Source organism: Stenotrophomonas sp. YJH_SMC_37, from assembly GCF_059370035.1.
The window spans coordinates 13,541-35,768 of the sequence record NZ_JCAFTG010000020.1 but is presented as its reverse complement, the minus strand read 5'-3'; the positions used below and the strand labels follow the sequence as shown (position 1 = coordinate 35,768).

The 22,228-nt window shown below is 63.1% G+C and carries 18 protein-coding genes; 6 read left to right on the top strand and 12 right to left on the bottom strand.

All coding sequences use genetic code 11. The features are described from left to right. The first annotated feature begins 107 nt into the window (after positions 1-107). The 4 genes from AC5P8J_RS19295 to AC5P8J_RS19280 all read left to right on the top strand — a co-directional run bounded on the left by AC5P8J_RS19295 (position 108) and on the right by AC5P8J_RS19280 (position 2,622). Positions 108-527 (top strand): helix-turn-helix domain-containing protein, encoded by a 420-nt coding sequence (locus AC5P8J_RS19295; protein WP_134732355.1) that lies wholly within the window; start codon positions 108-110, stop codon positions 525-527. Beyond that, complete coding sequence (locus tag AC5P8J_RS19290) at positions 524-1,390, top strand: alpha/beta fold hydrolase (RefSeq protein WP_224329240.1); 867 nt, start codon at positions 524-526, stop codon at positions 1,388-1,390. Before AC5P8J_RS19295 ends, AC5P8J_RS19290 begins: the two co-directional genes overlap by 4 nt. Continuing rightward, positions 1,383-1,760 carry a DUF4180 domain-containing protein gene (locus tag AC5P8J_RS19285; protein ID WP_054171546.1) on the top strand — a complete coding sequence of 126 codons (378 nt, stop codon included), beginning with the start codon at positions 1,383-1,385 and terminating at the stop codon, positions 1,758-1,760. Before AC5P8J_RS19290 ends, AC5P8J_RS19285 begins: the two co-directional genes overlap by 8 nt. Before the next feature lie 97 nt (positions 1,761-1,857). Next, positions 1,858-2,622, top strand: a complete 765-nt coding sequence (locus tag AC5P8J_RS19280; protein WP_126561141.1) for a COG4705 family protein — start codon at positions 1,858-1,860, stop codon at positions 2,620-2,622. Here the strand turns inward: AC5P8J_RS19280 and AC5P8J_RS19275 are convergent. The 4 genes from AC5P8J_RS19275 to AC5P8J_RS19260 all read right to left on the bottom strand — a co-directional run bounded on the left by AC5P8J_RS19275 (position 2,619) and on the right by AC5P8J_RS19260 (position 5,715). Continuing rightward, on the bottom strand, positions 2,619-3,401 hold the full coding sequence (locus AC5P8J_RS19275; RefSeq protein ID WP_495217062.1) for a 3-hydroxybutyrate dehydrogenase: 783 nt from the start codon (positions 3,399-3,401) through the stop codon (positions 2,619-2,621). The genes AC5P8J_RS19280 and AC5P8J_RS19275 overlap by 4 nt on opposite strands. An 85-nt stretch (positions 3,402-3,486) precedes the next feature. After that, positions 3,487-3,966 (bottom strand): hypothetical protein, encoded by a 480-nt coding sequence (locus AC5P8J_RS19270; RefSeq protein WP_224329239.1) that lies wholly within the window; start codon positions 3,964-3,966, stop codon positions 3,487-3,489. Between the two features lie 79 nt (positions 3,967-4,045). After that, positions 4,046-4,777, bottom strand: coding sequence for a hypothetical protein (locus AC5P8J_RS19265; protein ID WP_495217060.1), 732 nt, complete (start codon positions 4,775-4,777; stop codon positions 4,046-4,048). A 98-nt stretch (positions 4,778-4,875) separates the two neighbouring features. Further along, on the bottom strand, positions 4,876-5,715 hold the full coding sequence (locus AC5P8J_RS19260) for a type 1 glutamine amidotransferase domain-containing protein (protein WP_495217058.1): 840 nt from the start codon (positions 5,713-5,715) through the stop codon (positions 4,876-4,878). Between the two features lie 97 nt (positions 5,716-5,812). Between AC5P8J_RS19260 and AC5P8J_RS19255 the strand changes: the two genes are divergently transcribed. Both AC5P8J_RS19255 and AC5P8J_RS19250 read left to right on the top strand, forming a co-directional pair. Further along, a complete protein-coding gene (locus AC5P8J_RS19255; protein WP_495217057.1) occupies positions 5,813-6,730 on the top strand; it encodes a LysR family transcriptional regulator in 918 nt (305 codons plus the stop codon). A gap of 544 nt (positions 6,731-7,274) precedes the next feature. Next, complete coding sequence (locus AC5P8J_RS19250) at positions 7,275-7,631, top strand: hypothetical protein (RefSeq protein ID WP_495217056.1); 357 nt, start codon at positions 7,275-7,277, stop codon at positions 7,629-7,631. A gap of 446 nt (positions 7,632-8,077) precedes the next feature. Here the strand turns inward: AC5P8J_RS19250 and AC5P8J_RS19245 are convergent, their stop codons facing one another. From AC5P8J_RS19245 to AC5P8J_RS19210, 8 genes are all read right to left on the bottom strand, one after another. Then, on the bottom strand, positions 8,078-11,167 hold the full coding sequence (locus AC5P8J_RS19245; RefSeq protein ID WP_495217055.1) for a type I restriction endonuclease subunit R: 3,090 nt from the start codon (positions 11,165-11,167) through the stop codon (positions 8,078-8,080). Continuing rightward, positions 11,068-12,114, bottom strand: coding sequence for a restriction endonuclease subunit S (locus AC5P8J_RS19240; protein ID WP_495217054.1), 1,047 nt, complete (start codon positions 12,112-12,114; stop codon positions 11,068-11,070). Before AC5P8J_RS19240 ends, AC5P8J_RS19245 begins: the two co-directional genes overlap by 100 nt. 124 nt (positions 12,115-12,238) lie before the next feature. After that, positions 12,239-13,765, bottom strand: coding sequence for a type I restriction-modification system subunit M (locus AC5P8J_RS19235; protein WP_495217052.1), 1,527 nt, complete (start codon positions 13,763-13,765; stop codon positions 12,239-12,241). After that, positions 13,762-15,258, bottom strand: a complete 1,497-nt coding sequence (locus AC5P8J_RS19230; RefSeq protein ID WP_495217051.1) for a type I restriction-modification system subunit M — start codon at positions 15,256-15,258, stop codon at positions 13,762-13,764. Before AC5P8J_RS19230 ends, AC5P8J_RS19235 begins: the two co-directional genes overlap by 4 nt. 463 nt (positions 15,259-15,721) lie before the next feature. Further along, positions 15,722-17,287 carry a glutamine-hydrolyzing GMP synthase gene (gene guaA / locus AC5P8J_RS19225; RefSeq protein WP_197584633.1) on the bottom strand — a complete coding sequence of 522 codons (1,566 nt, stop codon included), beginning with the start codon at positions 17,285-17,287 and terminating at the stop codon, positions 15,722-15,724. A 103-nt stretch (positions 17,288-17,390) separates the two neighbouring features. Next, the gene (gene guaB, locus AC5P8J_RS19220) at positions 17,391-18,848 is read right to left on the bottom strand and encodes an IMP dehydrogenase (RefSeq protein WP_005409308.1); all 1,458 of its coding nucleotides are present in this window, start codon (positions 18,846-18,848) and stop codon (positions 17,391-17,393) included. Between the two features lie 373 nt (positions 18,849-19,221). Next, positions 19,222-20,100 carry a bifunctional methylenetetrahydrofolate dehydrogenase/methenyltetrahydrofolate cyclohydrolase FolD gene (folD, locus tag AC5P8J_RS19215; RefSeq protein WP_164133639.1) on the bottom strand — a complete coding sequence of 293 codons (879 nt, stop codon included), beginning with the start codon at positions 20,098-20,100 and terminating at the stop codon, positions 19,222-19,224. A 291-nt stretch (positions 20,101-20,391) separates the two neighbouring features. Then, entirely contained in the window at positions 20,392-22,221 is a 1,830-nt protein-coding gene (locus AC5P8J_RS19210; protein ID WP_495217049.1) for a monovalent cation:proton antiporter-2 (CPA2) family protein, read from the bottom strand. Positions 22,222-22,228 lie beyond the last annotated feature (7 nt).

Below are 22,228 nucleotides of genomic sequence, written 5' to 3'. Positions count from 1 at the left end.
GGCACCGGGCAGATGGCCCCCTGTCGCCGCCGCCGCGCAATTCCCAATCGCTCCCGCAAATTGCATTTCATGGAACAATAGGGAGCGCATGGTTCTCGAGTTCCGATATGTCCCCCGCGTTGCTAACCGTCGATCAGGCTGCCCAGCAGCTCAGCCTGCACCCCAAAACCGTCCTGCGGCATATCCGTAGCGGCCAACTGCGCGCGACCCGCATCGGCAAGTCCTATCGCATCACCGCCGAAGACCTCGACGTGTTCACCGGCACCGTGCGTCAGCCCTCCACTGCGCGCCCACAGCTGACCACGGTGGTGGATATTCCCGGATGCGGTGCGGCACGTGCCGCCGACCTGGTGCGTGCCCTGCATGCGCGCGTCACCGGCCGCGAGGCCGACGATGAGCCGCTGCGCATGGAGACGATCTATTCGCCTGAGCACGATGTGCTCAAGCTGATCGTGATCGGTGGCCTGGCAGGTTCCACGGCGCTGCTGGTCAGCCTGCAGCGTCTGCTGCAGGACCGCAGCGCATGAAGCGGCAGCGCCCCGGCATTCCCACGCAGCACGTACTTGCCGCCTATCGCCAGGTGCTTTCGGACTGGCCGGTACCCCACGAATCGCACCATCTCGCCACCCGCGCCGGTTCGACATATGTGGTCAGCTGCGGCCCGGAACACGGCCCTGCCCTGGTGCTGCTGCATGGCACCCTCAGCAATGCCGCCAGCTGGATGTTCGATGCCGAACGTTGGAGCGAGTACTACCGCGTGCATGCCGTCGACATCATTGGCGAACCGGGCCTCAGCGAAGGCACGCAACCTGCGCTGGACAGCGACGCGCATGCGCAATGGCTGGATGATGTCCTCGACGCACTTGGCGTGGAAAGCGCAGCATTCGTGGGCCTGTCGTTCGGCGGCTTCCTGGCACTGGACTACGCGCTGCGAAGGCCTGCCCGGGTCAACGCACTGGTCCTGGTCAGCCCCTCGGGTATCGGGCGCCAGCGTGCATTCCTGCTCAAGGCGCTGCCACTGTTGCTGCTTGGCCGATGGGGACGCGAGCGCCTTCGCCGTGCGGTCATGGGTCCCGCGCCACTGCATGCACCTGCACGTGCGCAGCCGCTGCTCGACCTGTTGGCATTGATCCGTGCCGAGGTTCGGCCACGTCCGCTGCGCATTCCCCGCATCAGCGACGAGCGCCTGGCTACCTTGCAGCCGCCGGCAGCCCTTGTCATGGGCGCGCGTGATGCCCTCATCGACACCCCTGCCGCCGCCGAACGCATGAAACGGCTCGTCCCGACGGCGGACGTCACCCTGCTCGCAGACGCCTATCACTACATCCCCGGCCTGCGCGAAGACATCCTCGCCAGGCTGCGTCAACTGCAGAACCTCCAGCATGAATGATTCCATTGAACACATCGGCACCACCCGCCTCCTGCGCATCGAGCCGCAGGGCCCCGCACTCGATGCCAACGGCCTGCGCGATCTGGTCGGCGATGCCCTCGGGCATCAGGCCGAGTGGATTGCCGTGCCGGTGCAGCGCCTTTCGGCAGACTTCTTCGAGCTTCGCTCCGGCATGGCCGGTCAGTGGCTGCAGATGCTGGTGAACTACCGCCTACACTTCGCCGTGCTGGGCGATGTCAGCGACTACCGCGCACAGAGCGAATCGCTGGACGCGTGGATCATTGAGTGCAACCGCGGCCACAACGGCTGCTTCGTTGCCGACTGGGATGCCCTGCTGGCTCGCCTTTCGGCCCCCGCCAGCGCGGGCTGAACGCCAACCCCACGCTCACCCTCACCGAACCCGGTTCCGACCGCACTCCGACGCCGCCCGCCACAGCATCGCCCACAGGCTCACCTGGCGACACTCGATGCGTGCTTCAGACGCAGATTCCCTGCACAGCAAAGTGGCGGCGGTCACCCTCGGCTTCTGGGTGATGAAGATCGCCGCCACCACGCTCGGCGAGACCGCCGGCGACCTGCTGTCGATGACGCTCAACCTGGGCTACCTGGCCAGCTCGGCCATCCTGCTGGCGATCTTCGCCGGCCTGCTGGGCATGCAGTTGTCGGCACGGCGCTTCCATCCTGTGCTGTTCTGGTCGGTGGTGCTGGCCACCAGCACCGCCGGCACCACCATGTCGGACCTGATCGACCGCACGCTCGGCCTGGGCTACGCCACCGGCGCCAGCCTGCTGGCCGGTTGCCTGGCGCTGGTGTTGCTGGCCTGGCGCATGTCGGAGAAGTCGATCTCGGTCAGCAACATCGCATCGCGCCGCGCCGAAGGCTTCTACTGGACCGCCGTGCTGTTCTCCAACACGCTGGGCACCGCGCTGGGCGACTTCCTCGCCGACGATTCGGGGCTGGGCTTCACCGGCGGCGCACTGCTGATCGGCAGCCTCATCGCGCTCACCGCACTGGCCAGCCGCATCAAGGGCATCAACCGGGTCATTCTGTTCTGGATCGCCTTCGTGCTCACCCGCCCGTTCGGCGCCACCTTCGGCGACCTGCTCACCAAGCCGCTGGAAAAGGGCGGCCTGGGCTTCGGCACGGTCGGCTCGTCGCTGGTGCTGTTCACCATTCTCGCCACGTTGGTGGCGCTGCCGATGTTGCAGCGCAAAGCGCAGCCGGCAAACTAGCGCGCCGTCCAGCCCCCATCCAGCGGCAGCGCCGTACCGGTAATCTGCGCCGCAGCGTCCGAGGCCAGGAACACCACCATCTCGCCCAACTGCTCGGGCGTCACGAACTGCAGCGAAGGCTGCTTCTCGGCCAGCAGCGCGCGAGCGGCGGACTCCTGATCCGTGCCTTCCTTCTCCGCCAACGCGGTGATCTGCTGCTCGACCAGCGCCGTTCGCACCCAGCCCGGGCAGATGGCATTGGCGGTGATGCCGGTGCCCGCATTCTCCAGCGCGGTCACCTTGGTGAAGCCCACCACGCCATGCTTGGCCGCCACATAGGCCGACTTGTTCACCGAGCCCACCAACCCGTGCACCGACGCGATGTTGATGATGCGGCCGGCGCCCTGCTGCTTCATGTGCGGCAACGCCGCCGCCGTTGCATGGAACACGGCTGATAGATTCAGCGCCAGGATCGCATCCCACTTCTCGACGGGGAATTCCTCGATCGAGGCGGTGTGCTGGATGCCGGCATTGTTCACCAGGATGTCGATGCGGCCCATCGTCGCGACAGCGCGGTCGATCATTCCGCGCACCGCCTCACCACGGGACAGGTCGGCACCGTCATGTGCCACCCGTATGCCGAACTCGGCTTGCAGTTTGGAACGGATGCGTTCGATCTCCGCCGCATCGCCGAAGCCATTCAGCACGATGTCGGCACCTTGCCGCGCCAGCGCGGTGGCAATACCAAGACCGATACCGCTGGTGGAACCGGTGACCACCGCAACCTTTCCACTGAACATGGGCGAGCTTCCGTCGGGTGTAGGAAGCCAGTGTAGCTCCTAGGGCCATCCCCTTTTGAATGGCGCAGCGGATGTCGGCCCGCGGTTAGAAGATGACGCTCGCTCGCTCAACGGTCGCCAGCGGATTGGCCTTCCGCACCGCCTCCAGGAACAGCAGGAAGTCGCGGTTGAACAGCGACAGGTTGTTGGTGAACGTCACGCACTTTCTGCCCGATGCTTTGCTGAAGCACACCTGCCAGACATAGCGCGCATAGATGACGTCGGACGTTCGTGTGACTGAGGTGATCTGCGAGAGCGGAACCGCCGTAGGTACCGGGCCCCGCCGCAGGTAGAAGGATTCTGTATCAAAGAAGTAGTGCTCCCGATCCTCTTTCCCATCCACCATCACCAAGGTCATGGACGTGCCGGAAATCCGGCGAGGGGAATTCAATCGCAGCCCTGATCCAAACGCAGAACGCGCGTGCGCTGACATTCGCCGAAGGGTGAACCAGAGGATCACCAACGGAAGTGCCGCGAGGACAATGATGCCTACTGTCTTCAAAACAGTTTCCAGCGTGCTGGGCATACAGATCTCCAGGATGAACGTTCAGGCGATGCCCAAGTAGATCCACGCCATGCGTGGATGACTCTCCCTCAACGCCCCATCACTTCCAATGATCCGGCCCCAGGAACGGCAGGCTCAACACAAACACCGGAACCGCCACAGGGATCAACGCCGCGCCGAGCACCTTGCCCGCCGCCGAACCCACACCCGGCTTGTCCTCCCTCTCCGGCAGGATCCGATGCGCCCGCGCATTGATCGGCTGTGCCAGCTTCCCCTTCTCCGCCAGCGCCGCAGCATCCGGCAACTTCACCCGCTCACCGTCGCCCTCGAACAGCGCGCTGTAATAGCTGCCGCCCTTCTTGGAAAGATTGCAGGCCCGGTCAAACGCCAGCGCGTAGCGGGTCCGGTCCATCGGCAGGTAGTAGCGCGCACGCTCCTCCACGGCCTTGGCCTCACGCGGGGGGACCTCAATCCGCTCCAGCTTGAACTGCGCGGCCTGTTGCGCCGTCACCTGCTCCGGCCGCAGCAGCAGCGCATAGCTGCCGTGCACCTTGGCCTTGTTGGCCGAGTCGCGCCAATCCTCATGGAAGTACATCTGCGCGCAGGCCACCGCCTCGCGCAGCGGGCTGTCCATCAGCGCCCGGTACTCGCGGAACGGCGCGGCATTGAAACGCATCGGCTCGTCATAGCGCGGCAGCAGGTACAGCTGGCCGTCGTCGGCGACGAACGCACTGGTGATCTCGCGGCTTGAGGCGTGCTCTTCCGGGCCACTGGCACAGCCGGACAGCAGGCCAAGGCACAGGGCGGAGAGAATGAAAAAAGACGTTCGCATGTCGTGTTGTAGGGCTTCCGTGGAAAACCGGCCCCGCCCGGAAGGACGAGGCCAGTCCGCCATGGTGCCACGGCACCGCACGCGATGCAGGCCCCGCCCTACTTCAACCGCTCCACCAACCGCTGCCCCACCTCCAGCGCCGAAGCCGGGTTCTGCCCGGTAATCAGCTCGCGGTCCACCACCACATGCCCGGTCCATGGCGCGGCATTGCTGCTGAACGTCGCGCCCGCCCGCTGCAGCGCGGTCTGCGGGTAGAACTTCATCTCACCGCCGCCCAACAGCGGCTTGGCCTGCTCTTCTTCCTGGTTGCTGATCACCGTCATCTGGTAGCCGCTGTAGATCCACTTCGGCGTGGCCGGCATCGCACCGGCTTCCAGCTTCGCCACGAAACCCGCCGCATCCGGCAGCGTGGACAGCAGCGCGATCGGCCCGTGGCAAACCAGCGCGGTGGTCTTGTTGCGCTGGTGGAAGTCAGCCAGCAGCCGGCCCAGCGCCGGGCTCTTCAGCAGGTCCTGCATCGGCGCGTGGCCACCGGGAATGTAGACCGCATCGAAACGCGCGTAACCCTGCTGCTCGATGCGCGCCAGGCTGACCACCGGCGAGGCCGTCGGCGAGGTCAGCGCCAGTTTCTCCAGCAGGTCCTTGTGCAGCGCCAGCTGTGCCGCATCGTTGCCGAAGTACGCCGGGGTCACCGAGGACGCATCCACCGTCGGCGCCCGCCCCTGCGGCGTGGCGAAGGTCACCTCGTGGCCCGCGTCCAGCAGCAGCTTGACCGGCTGCATCAGCTCGTTGAGATAGAAGCCGGTGGACAGCACCTTGCCGTCCTTCAGGTCCAGGTGGTTTTCGTCGGACAGCACCACCAGCACGTTGGCGGCCTGCGCGCCGCTGGCGGCCAGGGTCAGGGCCAGCGCTGCGGCCAGCCGGGTCATCAGGTACATGGGATAGCTCCTATCGGGGAATGGCCACCACTTTATTCATCGCCCCAGCGGCGATAAATTGACCCCATCGCAAAACATCTGTTCCCCGGAGAGCCAAATGAGCCGCAAGTTCGACTACCTGGGCGATGTGGAGGTGTTCCTGGCGGTGGTCGAGCACGGCTCGTTCACGGCTGGCGCGGTGGCGCTGTCCACCACGCCCTCGGTGCTCAGCCGCGCGGTCACCCGGCTGGAAGCGCGGCTGGGCCGGCAGCTGCTGCAGCGGACCACCCGCCGCGTGGGCCTGACCGACGCCGGGCGGCTCTATCTGGAACAGGTGCGCACCGCCTTCGGCCTGCTGGACGACGCCGAGCGCGACGTACTGGCCCAGGACGGTGCGCTGGCCGGCCGCGTGCGCCTGAGCGTGCCCACCACCTATGGCCACTACCGGCTGCCGCCCGTGCTGGCGCGCTTTGCGCAGCAGTACCCGCAGGTGCAGGTGGAACTGAACATCACCAACCGCAACGTGGACCTGGTGGCCGAAGGCTTCGACCTGGCCATCCGCCTGGGCCAGCTGCCGGACAGCGGGCTGGTGGGGCGGAAGCTTGAGGATGCGCCGCTGTTGCTGGTGGCCGCGCCGGACTATCTGCAGCGCCGGGGTACGCCGCAGACGCTGGACGACCTGCAGCAGCACCTGTGCCTGCCGTTTGTGATGCCGCGCACCGGGCGGCTGGCCCCGTGGATCTTCCGCGACGGTGGACGCGACGTGGACTGGCTGCCGCGTTCGTCCATCGAGACCTCCGACGATGTGCTGGGCGTGGTGTCGCTGGCCGAACAGGGCATCGGCATCTGCCAGAGCTATGCGTTCATCGTGCGCGAGCGGTTGCTGCGTGGGCAGTTGGTGGAAGTGCTGCCGCAGCTGCGGGGAAGATCGCGGCCGTTCTCGGTGATCTATGCGCCGCATCGGCGACAGTCGGCGGCGGCAAGGGCGATGATTGAGTTGTTGGTGGGGAATGCGGGTGAGGATCGCGCTGGCTGAAGCCCCAAGGCTCGCTGGCGTTGTCGGGATTGAACCGATTTTCGGGGTGTGCGGCTGGTCGCGCGCCGTTGCTTGGCAAGGCTCACTAAGAACTGTTGCAAAGAAGGCTGTCGCCCTATTCGCTTGTGGCGTGGGCGATTGCGCCACTTTGATTCGCCATCAGCAGAGTAGCTGCGCGAATGCGTCTGCTCGCGTCGCGTGCTGCATGAATGGTGCGTGCAACAATAGTTCTTCGCTCTCGGATTCCGCGATTCCTTCGCGAATTTCTATTGGCATTCGAAGCGGCTGCGTAAACACCATGACGTGCCACCGACAACGGGTGGCAGCGGGCGTCCAAACCCGAGACAGATAGTTGTTTACGCTTGCCCGTCGGCACCGTCCTTAACCGGTGCCGGCGGGCAATCCGTCGGCCTTTATGGCGGGCGGTGCGTGGGGGTCTTCGGACCCGCCGGTTATTGACAACTGTCTGTCCCGGTTTGGAACCCGCACCGTCCGCCACCTCTTCGCGGTGGCGCTGTTAAGCACAGCCACGGAAGCCGACGCCATGCACGAATCCGACACCTTCTCTTCGTACACCGTTGTTGAACCCATCAACGACGACACTCCCCTGCCCGACCTGAACTCCCTGCTCGGCATCCTCAAGCGCATTCGCGGCTGCGAGGGCGCTGATGGTCATCCCTGGCCAGAAACCGATGTGTCATCCGGCCGACGCGTGAGCCTGGCCAGGAGCGAGCGCGCGATGGTGGGAGCGCTGACGGTGCTGGAACTGCTGCACGCGGCAGACCGCTGCCGCGTCGCAGCGGACCCTGAGCGTCATTTGGATGAGGGGGTTGTGGATGGGCTGTTTCTGGCTTGCCGGGGGCTGGTTGAGTGGGCTTGTCACGAAGTGAGGCCAGAGTAACTCCCAACTGCACGAACACACATGCCGTAATGGTAGCCGAGGTGCCGCCGCGTGTTGCCGGGCACCTGTGCTGCGACTCTCGCCCAGGGTCCGCTATCGGAGAACTAGAGGTCAGTATGTGTCCCTCTGGGCGGAGCGCAGATCCCAGCCAGTTTCACGCCCCAAAGCCCCTGCCTGCCTCTGCCTGCGTAATCGCTATCGATGAGCAGCTAGGATTATTGAGGACATCAAAGCCGCCGATATCAGCCTCCATATCCCCTATCCCCAGCGGCCGAACATCCCCGCATAACGCATACTGGCTGCAAGTCGCTGTAGCTAATCCTAGCCAAAACTCAGTAGGCATCACCTAATCAACCAAATTGCTACGCACCTGTACTAGCAGATCTTTCTGGCAGCCAGCCCAACTAGTGATGTCAGCAAGATTTCACTCGAAGCATCCGTGAACGTTAGTAATACTGCTTGATATAGCTATACGCTTTCTCGAACAGCTCTTCATCCACATGCAACTTGTACTTGAAGAGAGCCTTTCGTAGCGCTTTCTTGACCTCACGCTCGCCTGCTTGCGTGCTCTGCCAGCCCGGAAAGCGAACGAGCCGCACGATCTCGTCAATATCCGAGACAACGCGCTCGACGATGATGGGCGTCTCAGAAGTCTTGATCTCGTTGAAAAGCTCAGTAAGCGCAGCCTTACCACGATCCTCGTGCTCTTCGGGCTGAAGATCCTTCTCCGCTTGCAGCGTCTCCTTGGCGATCTCCAGCAACTGCTTCAGAAACTCCACGCTGTTGATCTGTCCGGATTCGAAACGGTCCTTCAGCGCATCAAGCCGTTCGGACAGCTTCTTGAACTTGGGGTTGCCGCCATGTCCGCGCAGCCGGCGCTTGAGCTTGATCTCGATCTCCCTGGCCTTCTTCGGGTCTGGGTTCGACAGCACCGCTTCCAGCAGATCAGCGTCCAGCACCAGGGTGTCGAGGTCATCCCGCACCGCGTCCACATGCACGTTCTGGTGGATCAGCTCGATGGTCTTGGCGCCCAGCGAGTGCCAGATCAGCTTGCCGTGGCCACTCGAGGGCTGCACCGATTGGTACACCTGCGACAACCACTTGTAGTCCTTCTCGAAGGAACCCAGAACGGTGTCCGGTGACAGCGCCTCCCAGATCTTGTTGAGTACGCTGTATTCAGCAGCAAAGTTGTCTCGCACCTCGTTGTTGGGCAGGCACTGCTGCGCGGCGATCAGGCCTTCATAGCCCTGCAAGCTGCGATCACAGCCAGCGAAGAAGGCCAGGCATTTCTGCATGGCTTCGGGCAGCTTGTCCTTCAATTCCTGGATGTTGCTGACCACCTGCTTCACGCTCTGGTCGTCGAATTCCAGCGCTGCTGCGACATCATCGAAGATGCCGAGGTAGTCCACGATCAGTCCGTGGGTCTTCTGCTCGGAGTAGGTGCGATTCACCCGGCAGATGGCCTGCAGCAGCGTGTGGTCGCGCAGCGGCTTGTCCAGATACATGGCCTGAAGGATCGGCGCATCGAAGCCGGTCAGCAATTTGGCCGTGACGATGATCAGCTTCAGCGGATCGGCCGGGTCGCGGAAGCGGTCCAGCAGCCGTTCTTCGTCATCGCGTGAACGGTCGTAGGCCGCGTACTCTGGATGCTCCTTCTTGTCGGACGCCCGCACCGACATCACGATGTCTGTAGCCTCGGGCGGCAGCAGCTTGTCCAGCTCGGCCTTGAACAGCAGGCAGGACTCTCGGTCGAAGGTAACGATCTGACCCTTGAAGCCGTTGGGCTCCACCTTGGTCTTGAAATGCTCGACGATGTCCTCGCACACCTTGTGGATGCGCTCGGGCGTCTTGACCAGCACGGCCATCTTGGCGGCGGTCTTGGCGAGGTTGTCCTTGTCCAGATCCGACAGGCCGCCGGTCAGGTCTTTGTAAGCGGCATCCAGCGCCGCCTTATCGATGTGCAGGTCAATCAGCCGGGGCTCGAAGTGCAGCTTCAGCGTGGCGCCGTCGCGGATCGACTCCTCGAAGCCGTACCGGCTCATGTAGCCCTTCTCGTCCTCGTCGGCACCAAAGGCATAGAAGGTGTTGCGGTCGGCACGGTTGATCGGTGTGCCGGTCAGGCCGAACAGAAACGCATTGGGCAGGGCCTCACGCATCTTGCGGCCCAGATCACCTTCTTGGGTGCGGTGGGCTTCGTCCACCAGCGCGATGATGTTGCTGCGGTCGTTCAGACTGCCCGCAGCCTCACCAAACTTGAATATCGTGGTGATGATGATCTTGCGCACGTCCTGCGCCAGCAGCTGTTGCAGCTTCTCGCGGCTGTCCGCCTTTTCCAAATTGGGAATGTCCGCCCCGGTGAAAGTGCCCGTGATCTGGCTGTCGAGATCGACACGGTCCACCACGATCAGTACCGTGGGATTTTTCAAGCCGGCATGCATGCGCAGCTTCTGCGCGGCAAACACCATCAGCAGCGACTTGCCCGAACCCTGGAAGTGCCAAATTAGCCCTTTCCTGGGGTAACCCATCAGCACGCGCTCGACGATCTTGTTGGCCGCTTCAAACTGCTGGTAGCGGCAGATGATCTTGATGCGCTGCTTTTTCTTGTTGGTGGCGAACAGGGTGAAGCTGCCGAGGATGTCCAGCACCACATGCGGGCGCAGCATGCTCTCGGCAGACAGCTTGAGCGATTTCAGCGGATGGTGCTGACCATCATCCCCATCACCATCCAGATGCCACGGGCCCCAGTCCTTAACCGGCAGACCAATGGAACCGTAGCGATAGGCCTTGCCCTCGGTGGCCACCGAGAACACGTTGCAAACGAACAGCTCCGGCACGAACTTCTCGTAGTCGTCGTGCACCTGCACCGCGCCATCCACCCAGCTGATGCATTTCTTGACTGGCGTCTTGGCCTCGATCAGCACCAGCGGCAACCCGTTGACCAACAACACCAGATCGGCCCGGCGCTCCGTAGGGCCAGCACGGTAGGTGTACTGCTGGGTGACGACGTACTGGTTCTGCGCGAGGTCGTCCAGGTCGATCAGTCGCACCGGCACATGCTCGTTGTTATGGCCGAAGGGCATCGAGCGCTCGCCACGCATCCACGCCGTCATTTCTTCGTTCGCGCGAATCAAACCATCTGAACGCACCGAGAGCACGATGGCGCGCAGCTTGTAGAGCACTTCATCGGCGCGGTCAGGTTGAGCGGCAATCTCGGGGTTAAGGCGAATAAGCGCATCGCGCAGCCAGGGTTCAACCAGCACTTCCTGAATCTGTCGTGGCACCTCAGTCGGGGCGGCGTAACGCCAGCCGATGCCCTTAAGGCTGGGGCCATAGCTGGCTTGAGGTTCCTGGGCAGTGTTGGCTGGGAGAGCCTTGATCGACCCGGCAAGCAGGTCGCGGACGTAAGCTTCGACGGTATTTGATTCGTTAAAAAAGCTCACTCTGCGTCCCTCGCGATTTCTGCCAGCAACTGCTTCTTCATCTTCTCTGCGGAAGAGCGGCGTGCCATTGCTGCTCCTCCCGAGGACTTCAAGCACGCAATCTCGTCCAGCAGCTGCTTCTGCACCTCCAAGGGCGGCAACGGCAAACGAACACGGAGTAAATTACTGGCGTTCACGTTGGCCTGGCTTATCGCTTTGGTCGCATATGCAAGAACTTGTCGACGCCCGAAATCAGAGTTCAGGTAAAGCGTGAGGAACTTCGGTTCCAGCATTTCGGAAACAGTCTTGATCCGCACAAGGTACGAAGCAAAGACGTGATCGCCCTCGAGCTCGTACACCCCTGTTCGGCCAACCAGCTCATAGCTGTTTGTTCGGTTGAAAAGCACATCACCATTTTCAAGCCGATAGGTTTCGAAGTCCTTCTCGCTGAGGTCTACATACTTGATGTCATTCTCGACGCAGAGCCCATCTTCGATATTCATCATTCGCAGCATCGGATACTGACCGTCCGATCCGGCATTGATTGAGAGGCCGTACTGGGCCCCCTGAACAACTGAGCCAAGGTCGACAATCGGCCAATCTCGACTCAGTACATTAGCAAGCATTGCGCCAGCAAGCCGACCGGTAAACTCGCTTAGTTCCTGAAGAGAATCACTAACTCGCTCGACTGCTCGAAGCAGATTAACAAGCCGTCTCTGTTCGTTCAGAGGCGCAAGGGGAAACTCAAACCTCGCCAGATCAGAGAAGTTAATGTAGGGATTGACTGAGCCTTTAGAGTTCTTAACTGAGAAATCACTGAATGCATCCGTCTGCATCAGGAACGGCAGGAACTCCGGCAAGAGCTCATCGGGGCTCACGGGTTCAAGCACGAAGGTCGTATTGGCGCAGATTCCCTCGAAATTGGCCACCGCCACCTTGCGCAAATAGGTTCGGCGTGATCCATAGAGGACTTGACCCGGTTTGAATCGCATATGGAAAGCGGGCCCCAAGTAGCCTGAGCCAATCTCGCCCCAGCGGCGGAGACGGAGGTCATCGGTGTCCATGTGGTCACCTGCGACGTAACGCTCTAGGCCGGAGCTTAGTGGATCCACCCTTTCCTTGCATTGGCGCACTACATCACCAAATTTCACCCGACGCCAGCCTGGCTTCAGGATTCTCTTGCTCTTGTCAGGCACGCTCGATGTTCTCCGTAATCAGTCCATCCAGCGTTTCGACTAGCGAATCCATCCGTTCCCAGAAGGTCTGGCCATCGGCTAGCCATTGGCCCCAGACGGAGCGCAGCGATATCGCGTCGCCATTGCTATCGGTGGCGATGGCTCCGGTAGTGCGCTTCACATACAGCGGGATCGACAGGTTACCTGCATTGGCACCGATTTCAGCCAGGGTGGCGACCTTGGCGAAACCGGGCACGTCCGCAAAGGTCTTGTAGGCGGTCAGAATGCGCTGCTGGTGCTCGGGCTTCAGGAAGCTCTGCGCCCGTTCGCGGGCTACCTCATTCACCGCGTCAATTAGTATCACCTTGCCCTTGCGAGGCGCGACCTTCTTGCGGTTGCAGATGACGATGCACGACTCCATCGGGGAGTTGTAGAACAAGTTGGGCCCCAAACCAATGACGGCCTCGACCCAGTCCTGTTCGACCATTCTGGTGCGCATGGCCTGTTCTTCGTTGCGGAACAGCACACCGTGGGGCCAGAGCACCGCACACCGCCCCTTGGCTGACAGGCTTGCCAGGATGTGCTGCTGGAAGGCGTAATCGGCCCGACCCTGCGGCGGTGTACCCAGGGTGTTGCGGCCCCACCTGTCACTGCTCCAGGCCTCGCGGTTCCACTGCTTGATGGAGTACGGGGGGTTGGCCAGGATCACGTCGAACTGGCGCAGGCGATCGCCTTCGATGTGTTTGGGTTCGGCCAGGGTGTCTCCCCGAATGATCTCGAAGTCCTCCACGCCATGCAGGAACAGATTCATGCGAGCGATGGATGAGGTAATGAGGTTGCGCTCCTGCCCGTAGAGCTTGAGCGTGCGGTACTCGCCGCCCGAACGCTTCACTTCGTCCAGCGCCGAGATCAACATGCCACCGGTACCGCAGGTGGGGTCGTAGATCGACTCGCCTGCCTGTGGCGCCAGGAGTTGCGTCATCAGATGCACAACCGTGCGGTTGGTGTAAAACTCGGCCGCTGTGTGGCCGGAATCGTCCGCGAACTTCTTGATCAGATATTCGTAGGCGTTGCCCAACTCGTCCTCGGGGACGTTGGCCACCGACAACGTCTGGGTGGAGAAGTGCTCGATAAGGTTCTTCAGCGTTTCATCTGGCAGGCGCTCGCGGTTGGTCCATGGCGCATCGCCGAAAATACCATCGAGCAGATCCGGGTTGGCGGTCTCGATAGCGCGCATGGCTTTCTGAATGGCTACGCCTACGCTCTTGGGTGCCTGGCGGACTACGTTCCAGTGAGCGCCGTGGGGAATCTGGAAGCGATGGTTCTCCGCGAACTGGGCATAGGAGAGGTCACCCCTCGAGTTAGTCAGGGCCGCCTGGTATTCCTCTTCCCACACGTCCGATACGCGCTTGTAAAACAGCAGTGGGAAGATGAACTGCTTATAGTCACCCGCGTCGATGAGGCCGCGAAGCAGGACGGCTGCGCCCCACAAGTAGCTTTCGAGTTCTTGTTGGCTGATGCGTTCACTTGATTGCCTCATTTCAGCCATCCCCCTTTAGTAATGACCTGAGCGAGCAGCTCTTCGGCCTCACGGCAGCGGATGAGCGCGTCCTTGAATGCCGCGATAGCTTCGGGCAGTGGCGGGATGTCTTCTTGCACGGGTGGCAGTACATAGCGCGAGATGTTGAGCGTCCAGCCCTCGGCCTTGATCTCGTCAAGCCTGACCACGCGGACCGCATCCTGCACATCGGCAAAGCCGCGATACCAGCTGAGGATCTGGGCGGCATGCTCTAGCTCCAGATAGTTTTGCGCTCGGCCACGGCGGAACAGGCGTGACGCATCGGCGATCAACACCTTCTTCTTGTGCTTGGCCGGCTTGCGTTTACGCAGAACCAGGATGCACGCGGCCAGGCTAGTGCCGTAAAACAGGTTGGGCGCCAACCCGATTACGGCCTCGACCAGATCCATCTCCAGCAGTTTCTGGCGGATGCTGCCTTCCACACCTTTTCGGAACAGGGCTCCCTGGGGCAACACCACGGCCATCCGGCCGCTGACATCAGCCATTGACTTGACCATGTGCTGCACCCAGGCAAAGTCACCGCTGGATGAAGGCGGCAGGCCGGCAAAGTTGCGGCCGAAGGGATCGTTCAGCCACAAGTCCTCACCCCACTTTTCCAGCGAGAACGGGGGATTGGCGATCACGCAGTCAAACGTGGCCAACCCATCAACCTCAAAGAAGGCCGGGTTACGCAGCGTGTCGCCGCGTACCACCTGGAAATCCTCGATTCCGTGAAGGAACAGGTTCATCCGCGCGATGGATGAGGTGGTGAGGTTTTTCTCTTGCCCGTACAGCTTTCCCCACAGCCGCTTAACGTCGCCATGCTGTTCCTTCACGTGTTGCACGGCGGCAAGCAGCATGCCGCCAGTGCCACACGCTGGGTCGTAGATGGTCTCCGCCTCTTTGGGATCGAGCATGTCGATCATCAACCGCACGACACTGCGTGGGGTGTAGAACTCGCCAGCCTTCTTGTTGGTGGCGTCGGCAAACTTCTTGATGAGGTATTCGTAGGCGTCGCCAAGCAAATCCGAATTGACGTTCCTGTTCCCGAACGGCAGCTTGGAGAAGTGCTCAATCAGGTCCTTGAGCAAGGCATCAGACAGCCGATCCTTGTTCGACCACTGAGCATCGCCGAACACGCCGTAAAGCGTGTCTGGGTTAGCCTTCTCAATCTCGCGCATCGCGCGCTGAAGGGCCGTGCCGACATTGCTGGCCTTGGTGCGAACGTCGTTCCAGTGACAGTCTTCCGGGATCTGGAAGCGGTGCGACTCGGGAAACCAGGCCAGTTGCTCGTCGCCGGTCTCATCAACAATCTCCTGGTACTCCTCGTCCCAGACGTCGCAGATGCGCTTGAAGAACAGCAGCGGGAAGATGTAGGTCTTGAAGTCAGCCGCATCCACCGGGCCGCGCAGAATATTGGCGGATTCCCAGAGGTGGCCTTCGATTTGGCTGAGGGTGATTTGCTGGTCGCTCACAAAGCGCCTTTCTTATGATGTGCACATCGGCGTGACAGCTGGCTCAAAGCAACAATGCGCCTGACAATTTTCTCGGAAGTACATGAGTCTCTGACAGCGGAGACAAGAGAATCTTCCAAGAACGCACGCCCCCCAAGCAACTGAAGCACCTAATTCCATCCTGCCTGAAAACGCACCTCCGGAGGAGAAGCGACAAGCAAATTAGCGAGCAAGATGAACCAAGTATGCCCATAGAATGAGTGCATTTCACCCGGACGCTGCGCTTCTTTGCTTCGATCACGATGAAAATTGGGTTGGCGGTGCGCTTGAGCAAGCGACTCTCGGATTCAGGGTCATTTACCCCATACTCCAGCCCTGTGAGACGAGTCGTTCAATGCGTTGAGGTAGCAAAGCAATCTTTGCCAATGAAGACGGACTCGCCCCCGCTAACAAGGGCGTCTCTCGGCGCCCTCGTTCTCTCAACTCATTCCCACTCAATAGTAGCCGGCGGCTTCCCCGAGATGTCATAAACAACCCTCGACACCCCCCGCAACTCATTGATGATCCGGTTGCTCACCGTCCCCAGGAACTCATACGGCAGATGCGCCCAATGCGCGGTCATGAAGTCGATCGTCTCCACGGCCCGCAGCGCAATCACCCACTCATACGCGCGCGCATCGCCCACCACGCCCACCGACTTCACCGGCAGGAACACGGCAAACGCCTGGCTGGTCTTGTCGTACAGGTCCGCCTTGCGCAGCTCATCAATGAAGATGGCATCGGCCTTGGCCAGCAGCTCGGCGTACTCGCGCTTCACTTCGCCCAGGATACGCACGCCCAGGCCCGGGCCCGGGAACGGATGGCGGTAGACCATGGTGCGGGGCAGGCCCAGCTCAACGCCCAGGCGACGCACTTCGTCCTTGAACAGCTCGCGCAGCGGCTCCACCAAGCCCAGCTTCATGTGCTCCGGCAGGCCGCCCACGTTGTGGTGGCTCTTGATCACATGGGCCTTGCCGGTCTTGCTGCCGGCGGACTCGATCACGTCCGGGTAGATGGTGCCCTGCGCCAGCCACTTGGCGTTCTTCAGCTTGTTCGATTCTTCATCGAAGATCTCAACGAACAGGTTGCCGATGATCTTGCGCTTGGCTTCCGGGTCGCTCACGCCTGCCAGTGCGGCGAAGTAACGGTCGGCGGCATTCACGCGCACCACCTTCACACCCATGTGCTCGGCAAACATCGCCATCACCTGGTCGCCTTCCTGCCAGCGCAGCAGGCCGGTATCCACGAACACGCAGGTCAGCTTGTCGCCGATGGCCTTGTGCAGCAGCGCGGCCACCACGGACGAATCGACGCCGCCGGACAGGCCCAGGATCACTTCGTCATCGCCCACCTGTTCGCGCACGCGGGCGATCTGGTCATCGATGATGTTGGCGGCGGTCCACAGGGTCTGGCAGCCGCACACATCCACCACGAAGCGGCGCAGCAGCGCCTGGCCCTGCAGGGTGTGGGTCACTTCCGGGTGGAACTGCACGCCGTACCAGCGCTTTTCTTCGTTGGCCATGGCGGCCACCGGAATGCGGTCGGTGGTGGCGGTGATGGTGAAGCCCGGCGGCGCGACAGAGACGTGGTCGCCGTGGCTCATCCAGACATTCAGCTTCGGCTCGCCGCCGTGGTCGCTCAGGCCCTTGAACAGTGCATCGGGGTTGATCACGTTCACTTCGGCGTGGCCGAACTCGCGCTGGTCAGCGGCTTCGGTGGCACCGCCCAGCTGCGCGGCCAGGGTCTGCATGCCGTAGCAGATGCCGAAGATCGGCAGGCCGCTGTCGAACACTTCCTGCGGCGCGGCCGGCGCCCCCGGCAGCGTGGTCGACTCCGGGCCACCGGACAGGATGATGCCCTTGGCGCCAAACGCGGCAATCTCGGCCGGGTTGTGGTCCCACGCCCAGATTTCGCAGTAGACGCCCAGCTCGCGGATGCGGCGGGCGATCAGCTGCGTGTACTGCGCGCCGAAATCGAGGATGAGGATCTTGTCGTTATGGATGTTGGTCATGGCGCCCCGGCAATGCAGTAGGGAAAACGAAATCAGATTTACGGCGGCAGATGGAGAAAGAGGAACGGGAAGTGCTTCCCCGTTCCTCTTTGCTCGGCCCGCGTCAGGCGCGGTAGTTCGGCGGCTCTTTGGTGATCGTCACGTCGTGGACGTGGCTCTCACGCTGGCCGGCGCCGCTGATCTTCACGAACTTGGGCTTGCTGCGCATGTCTTCGATGGTGGCGCAGCCCACGTAGCCCATGGTGGCGCGCAGGCCGCCCATCAGCTGGTGGATGATGCCGCCCACCGGGCCGCGGTACGGCACGCGGCCTTCGATGCCTTCCGGCACCAGCTTGTCGGCGGTGGCGGCGTCCTGGAAGTAGCGGTCCTTCGACCCCTTCTCCATGGCAGCCAGCGAACCCATGCCGCGGTAGCTCTTGTACGAACGGCCCTGGTACAGCTCGGTCTCGCCCGGCGATTCCTCGGTACCGGCCAGCAGGCCGCCGACCATGATGGTCGAGGCACCGGCGGCCAGCGCCTTGCCGATGTCGCCCGAGTAACGGATGCCACCGTCGGCGATCAGCGGGATGCGGTCCTGCAGCGCTTCGGCCACCAGATCAATGGCGGTGACCTGCGGCACGCCGACGCCGGCGACGACGCGGGTGGTGCAGATCGAGCCCGGGCCGATGCCGACCTTGACCGCGTCCGCGCCGCTGTCCAGCAGCGCCAGTGCGGCTTCGCCGGTGCAGATGTTGCCACCGATGACCTGCACGTTCGGGAAGTTCTTCTTGACCCAGCTGACGCGGTCCAGCACGCCCTGCGAGTGGCCGTGCGCGGTATCAACCACGATCACGTCCACGCCGGCGGCGACCAGCGCTTCCACGCGGCGATCGGTATCGCCACCCACGCCGACGGCGGCGCCGACCAGCAGGCGGGTCGACAGATCCTTGGCAGCGTTCGGGAAGTCGGTGTTCTTCTGGATGTCCTTGACGGTGATCAGGCCACGCAGTTCGAACGAATCATTGACCACCAGCACCTTTTCGATGCGGTTGCGGTGCAGCAGCTGCAGCACTTCGTCAGACGCGGCGCCTTCCTTGACCGTGATCAGGCGATCCTTCTTGGTCATGATGTGGCGGACCGGGTCGTCCAGCTCGGTCTCGAAGCGCATGTCGCGATGGGTCACGATGCCGGCCAGCAGGCCGTCGCTGCCCACCACCGGCACGCCGGAGATGTTGTGCGCCTGGGTCAGGGCCAGCACGTCGCGGATGGTGGTTTCCGGGCCGACGGTGATCGGGTCGCGGATGACACCGGCCTCGAACTTCTTGACCTTGGCCACTTCCGCGGCCTGCTGTTCCAGGCTGAGATTCTTGTGGATGATGCCCATGCCGCCGAGCTGGGCCATGGCGATGGCCAGGCGGGCTTCGGTGACGGTGTCCATGGCGGCGGACAGGATCGGAAGCTTCAGCTTCAGGTCTCGGGTCAACCGCGTTTCGAGGTTGACGTCCTTGGGCAGGATGGTCGAGTGGGCGGGGACGAGCGAGACGTCGTCGTAAGTGAGTGCTTCAGCCTGGATGCGCAGCATCGGCATACCCGAGATGTGGGGAAGCGCGACATTTTACCCTGTTTTCGCGCCGCGTGGCAGGGGGTAGATGCGACGCAGTGTCGCGCGGGCGGCGATCGGTTCAGGAGGGCTTGGAACCGGCTCTCAGGGCCTGGAACCTGCCCTTGGTGGATGCGGACCGTTGGTCCGCATTACCTTGATACACCTGTGCACCGGCATTGTGCCGACCAACGGTCCGCACCCACCTTGACCTTGAGAGGATCACCTGGGCCAGCCCTGGGGCATCTTTGATAGGTGCGGACCGTTGGTCCGCACTACCCTTCAGACACCTGTGCCCCAGCATTGTGCCGACCAACGGTCGGCACCCACCAACAGCAGATAGCCCCAATTGGGGTCAGCTCAGCGCTTCCGCGGCTTCCAGGGTGTTCTGCATCAACGTAGCCACGGTCATCGGGCCGACACCGCCCGGCACCGGGGTGATCCAGCTGGCCCGCTGGGCCGCCGCTTCAAACCCGACATCACCCACCAGCCGGCCGTCATCCAACCGGTTGATGCCCACGTCGATCACCACCGCGCCCGGCTTCACCCACTCACCCGGCACGATGCCGGGCCGGCCCACCGCCACCACCAGGATGTCGGCGTTGCGCACGGCCTGTTCCAGCACGTCCTTGGGGGTGAACTTGTGGCAGCTGGTCACGGTGCAGCCGGCAATCAGCAGCTCCAGGCCCATCGGGCGGCCGACATGGTTGCTCACGCCCACGATGGTGGCGTTGCGGCCACGCACCGGCTGGTCGGTGTGGCCCAGCAGCGTGGTGATGCCGCGCGGGGTGCACGGGCGCAGGCCGAACTCGCGCAGGGCCAGGTGGCCGACGTTTTCCGGGTGGAAGCCGTCCACGTCCTTGCGCGGGTCGATGCGCTGGATCAGCCGGCGCGCGTCGGGGATGCCCGGCAGCGGCAGCTGGATCAGGATGCCATTGATCTTCGGATCGGCGTTGAGCTGGTCGATCAGGTCGAGCAGCTCGGCCTCGGTGGTACCGGCCGGCAGATCGTAGTCATGCGCCTCGATGCCGACCTTCTCGGCGGCACGGCGCTTGTTGCGCACGTACACGGTCGAAGCCGGGTCGCCACCCACCAGCACCACGGCCAGGCCCGGGCGGCTGCCGCCGGCGGCCACGCGGGCGTCGACGCGCACCTTCAGGCTGTCGAGCAGGTCCTCGGCGATACGGCGGCCATCAAGGATGCGGGCAGGATGCTGGGGGGCGGAATCGTTCATTGGGGGCAGGCGTGGGGCGGCGGGGACGCTATTGTCCCCGATTCAGGCCCCCTCGCCCACCGCCGCGCCACCGATCGGGAGCTGCTGGCGTTGGGAACCGCTGTCGGTAGAGTCGACTGTTAGTCGACTGCTCTTCGTTCAGATGATCAAAATCCCCGCGCTGCGCGCGATAGTCGACTAACAGTCGACTCTACCCGGTTCCCTTTACCCGCCCGGTTCCGTTCACCCATCCCCCCGATTGTGCCCGCCCGCTGAATTTGCCCGGCCCGGTTGCCCGTCGGGCAACACAGGTCATTCCTCTTCCGGCACATCCTGCGGGTTCAGCGTCTTGCTCTCGCGCTTCGGTGCGGTGAACGGCGTCGGCGTCGGCACGCCCTGGCCGGAGTTGCCGAACACCATCTTGGCGCCGGCATTCAGACCACCACCAGCAATTTCCAACTCGAAACGCTCGGCATCGCGGCGACGGATCTGCTCGGCAATCTCCACCGCATCGTCCTCATCCGCACCCAGTTCCACCAGCGCGGCCTGGCCGAACAGCACCGCCGATTCAAACGTCTCGCGGATCTGGAAATCGACACCGGCATGGATCAGCCGCAGCGAATGCTCGCGGTCGAACGAGCGCACCATCAGCTTGGCCTGCGGGAACTCGTGCGACACCAGCTCAACAATGCGATCAGCCGCCTCGGCCTTGTCCACGCACACCGCAATCGCACGTGCGGTGGCCGCGCCCGAGGCATGCAGCACGTCCAGTCGCGTACCGTCGCCGTAATAGATCTTGAAGCCGAACCGCGCGGCGCTCTGGATCATCTCCACATCGTTGTCGATGATGGTCACGTCCACATCGCGCGCCAGCAGCGACTGGCTGGCAACCTGGCCGAAGCGGCCGAAGCCGATCAGCAGCACGCTGCCGGACAGGCCCTCGGCCTCGTCCACGCCGTCCATGTTTACCGTCGGCTTCGGCGCGATGCGCTTGTAGAGCAGCACCACCAGCGGGGTCAGCGCCATCGACAACACCACCACCGCGGTGAAGTTGGCATTGATCTCCAGGTTGATCACGCCGGCCGATGCCGCGGCGGAGAACAGCACGAAGGCGAACTCGCCGCCCTGTGCCATCAGCACGCCACGGTCCAGCGCCTGCGCGTGGTCGCTGCCCATGATGCGCGCGACCACGTAGATGCACAGCGCCTTGGCTGCCATCAGCGCCAGCACCAGGCCGAGGATCAGCTGCCAGTTGCCAGCCACCACGCCCAGGTCCAGCGCCATGCCCACGCTGAGGAAGAACAGGCCGAGCAGGATGCCGCGGAACGGTTCGATGTCCGCTTCGATCTGGTGGCGGAAGGTCGACTCGCTCAGCAGCACGCCGGCCAGGAACGCGCCCATCGCCATCGACAGGCCGGACAACTGCATCAGCAGCGCCGCACCCAGCACCACCAGCAGCGCGGCGGCAGTCATCACCTCGCGCGCCTTCGATTCGGCCAGCACGCGGAACAACGGGTTGAGCAGGAAGCGGCCGACCAGCACCAGGCCGACGATGGCGCCGACACCGATGGCCACCGACAGCCAGCGCGAACCCTCGCCGTCGGCACTGCCCGCACTGGGGCCCATCCAGGCTACCAGCGCCAGCAACGGCACGATCAGCAGGTCTTCGAACAACAGGATGGAGACGATCTTCTGCCCCGACGGCAGCGCGATGTCACCGCGCTCGGCCAGCAGCTGCATCACCACTGCGGTGGAGGTGAGCACGAAGCCGGTGGCACCGATGAAGGCCACCTGCCACGGCAGGCCGAACAGCTTGGCGATGCTGGTCAGCACCAGCGCACAGGTGACGATCTGCAGCGTGCCCAGCCCGAAGATCTCCTTGCGCAGGCTCCACAGGTGCGAGGGCCGCATTTCCAGGCCGATCACGAACAGGAACATCACCACGCCGAGTTCGGCGGTATGCAGGATCGCCTGCGGGTCGGAGAACCAGCCCAGCCCGAACGGTCCGATCGCCAGGCCGGCAGCGAAGTAGCCCAGCACCGAGCCCAGGCCGGCCCGGCGGAACAAAGGCACCATCACCACCGCCGCGCCCAACAGGGCGACGACCTTGACCAACTCGCTGGTCGCTGCTTCTACCGCCATGCGGTGT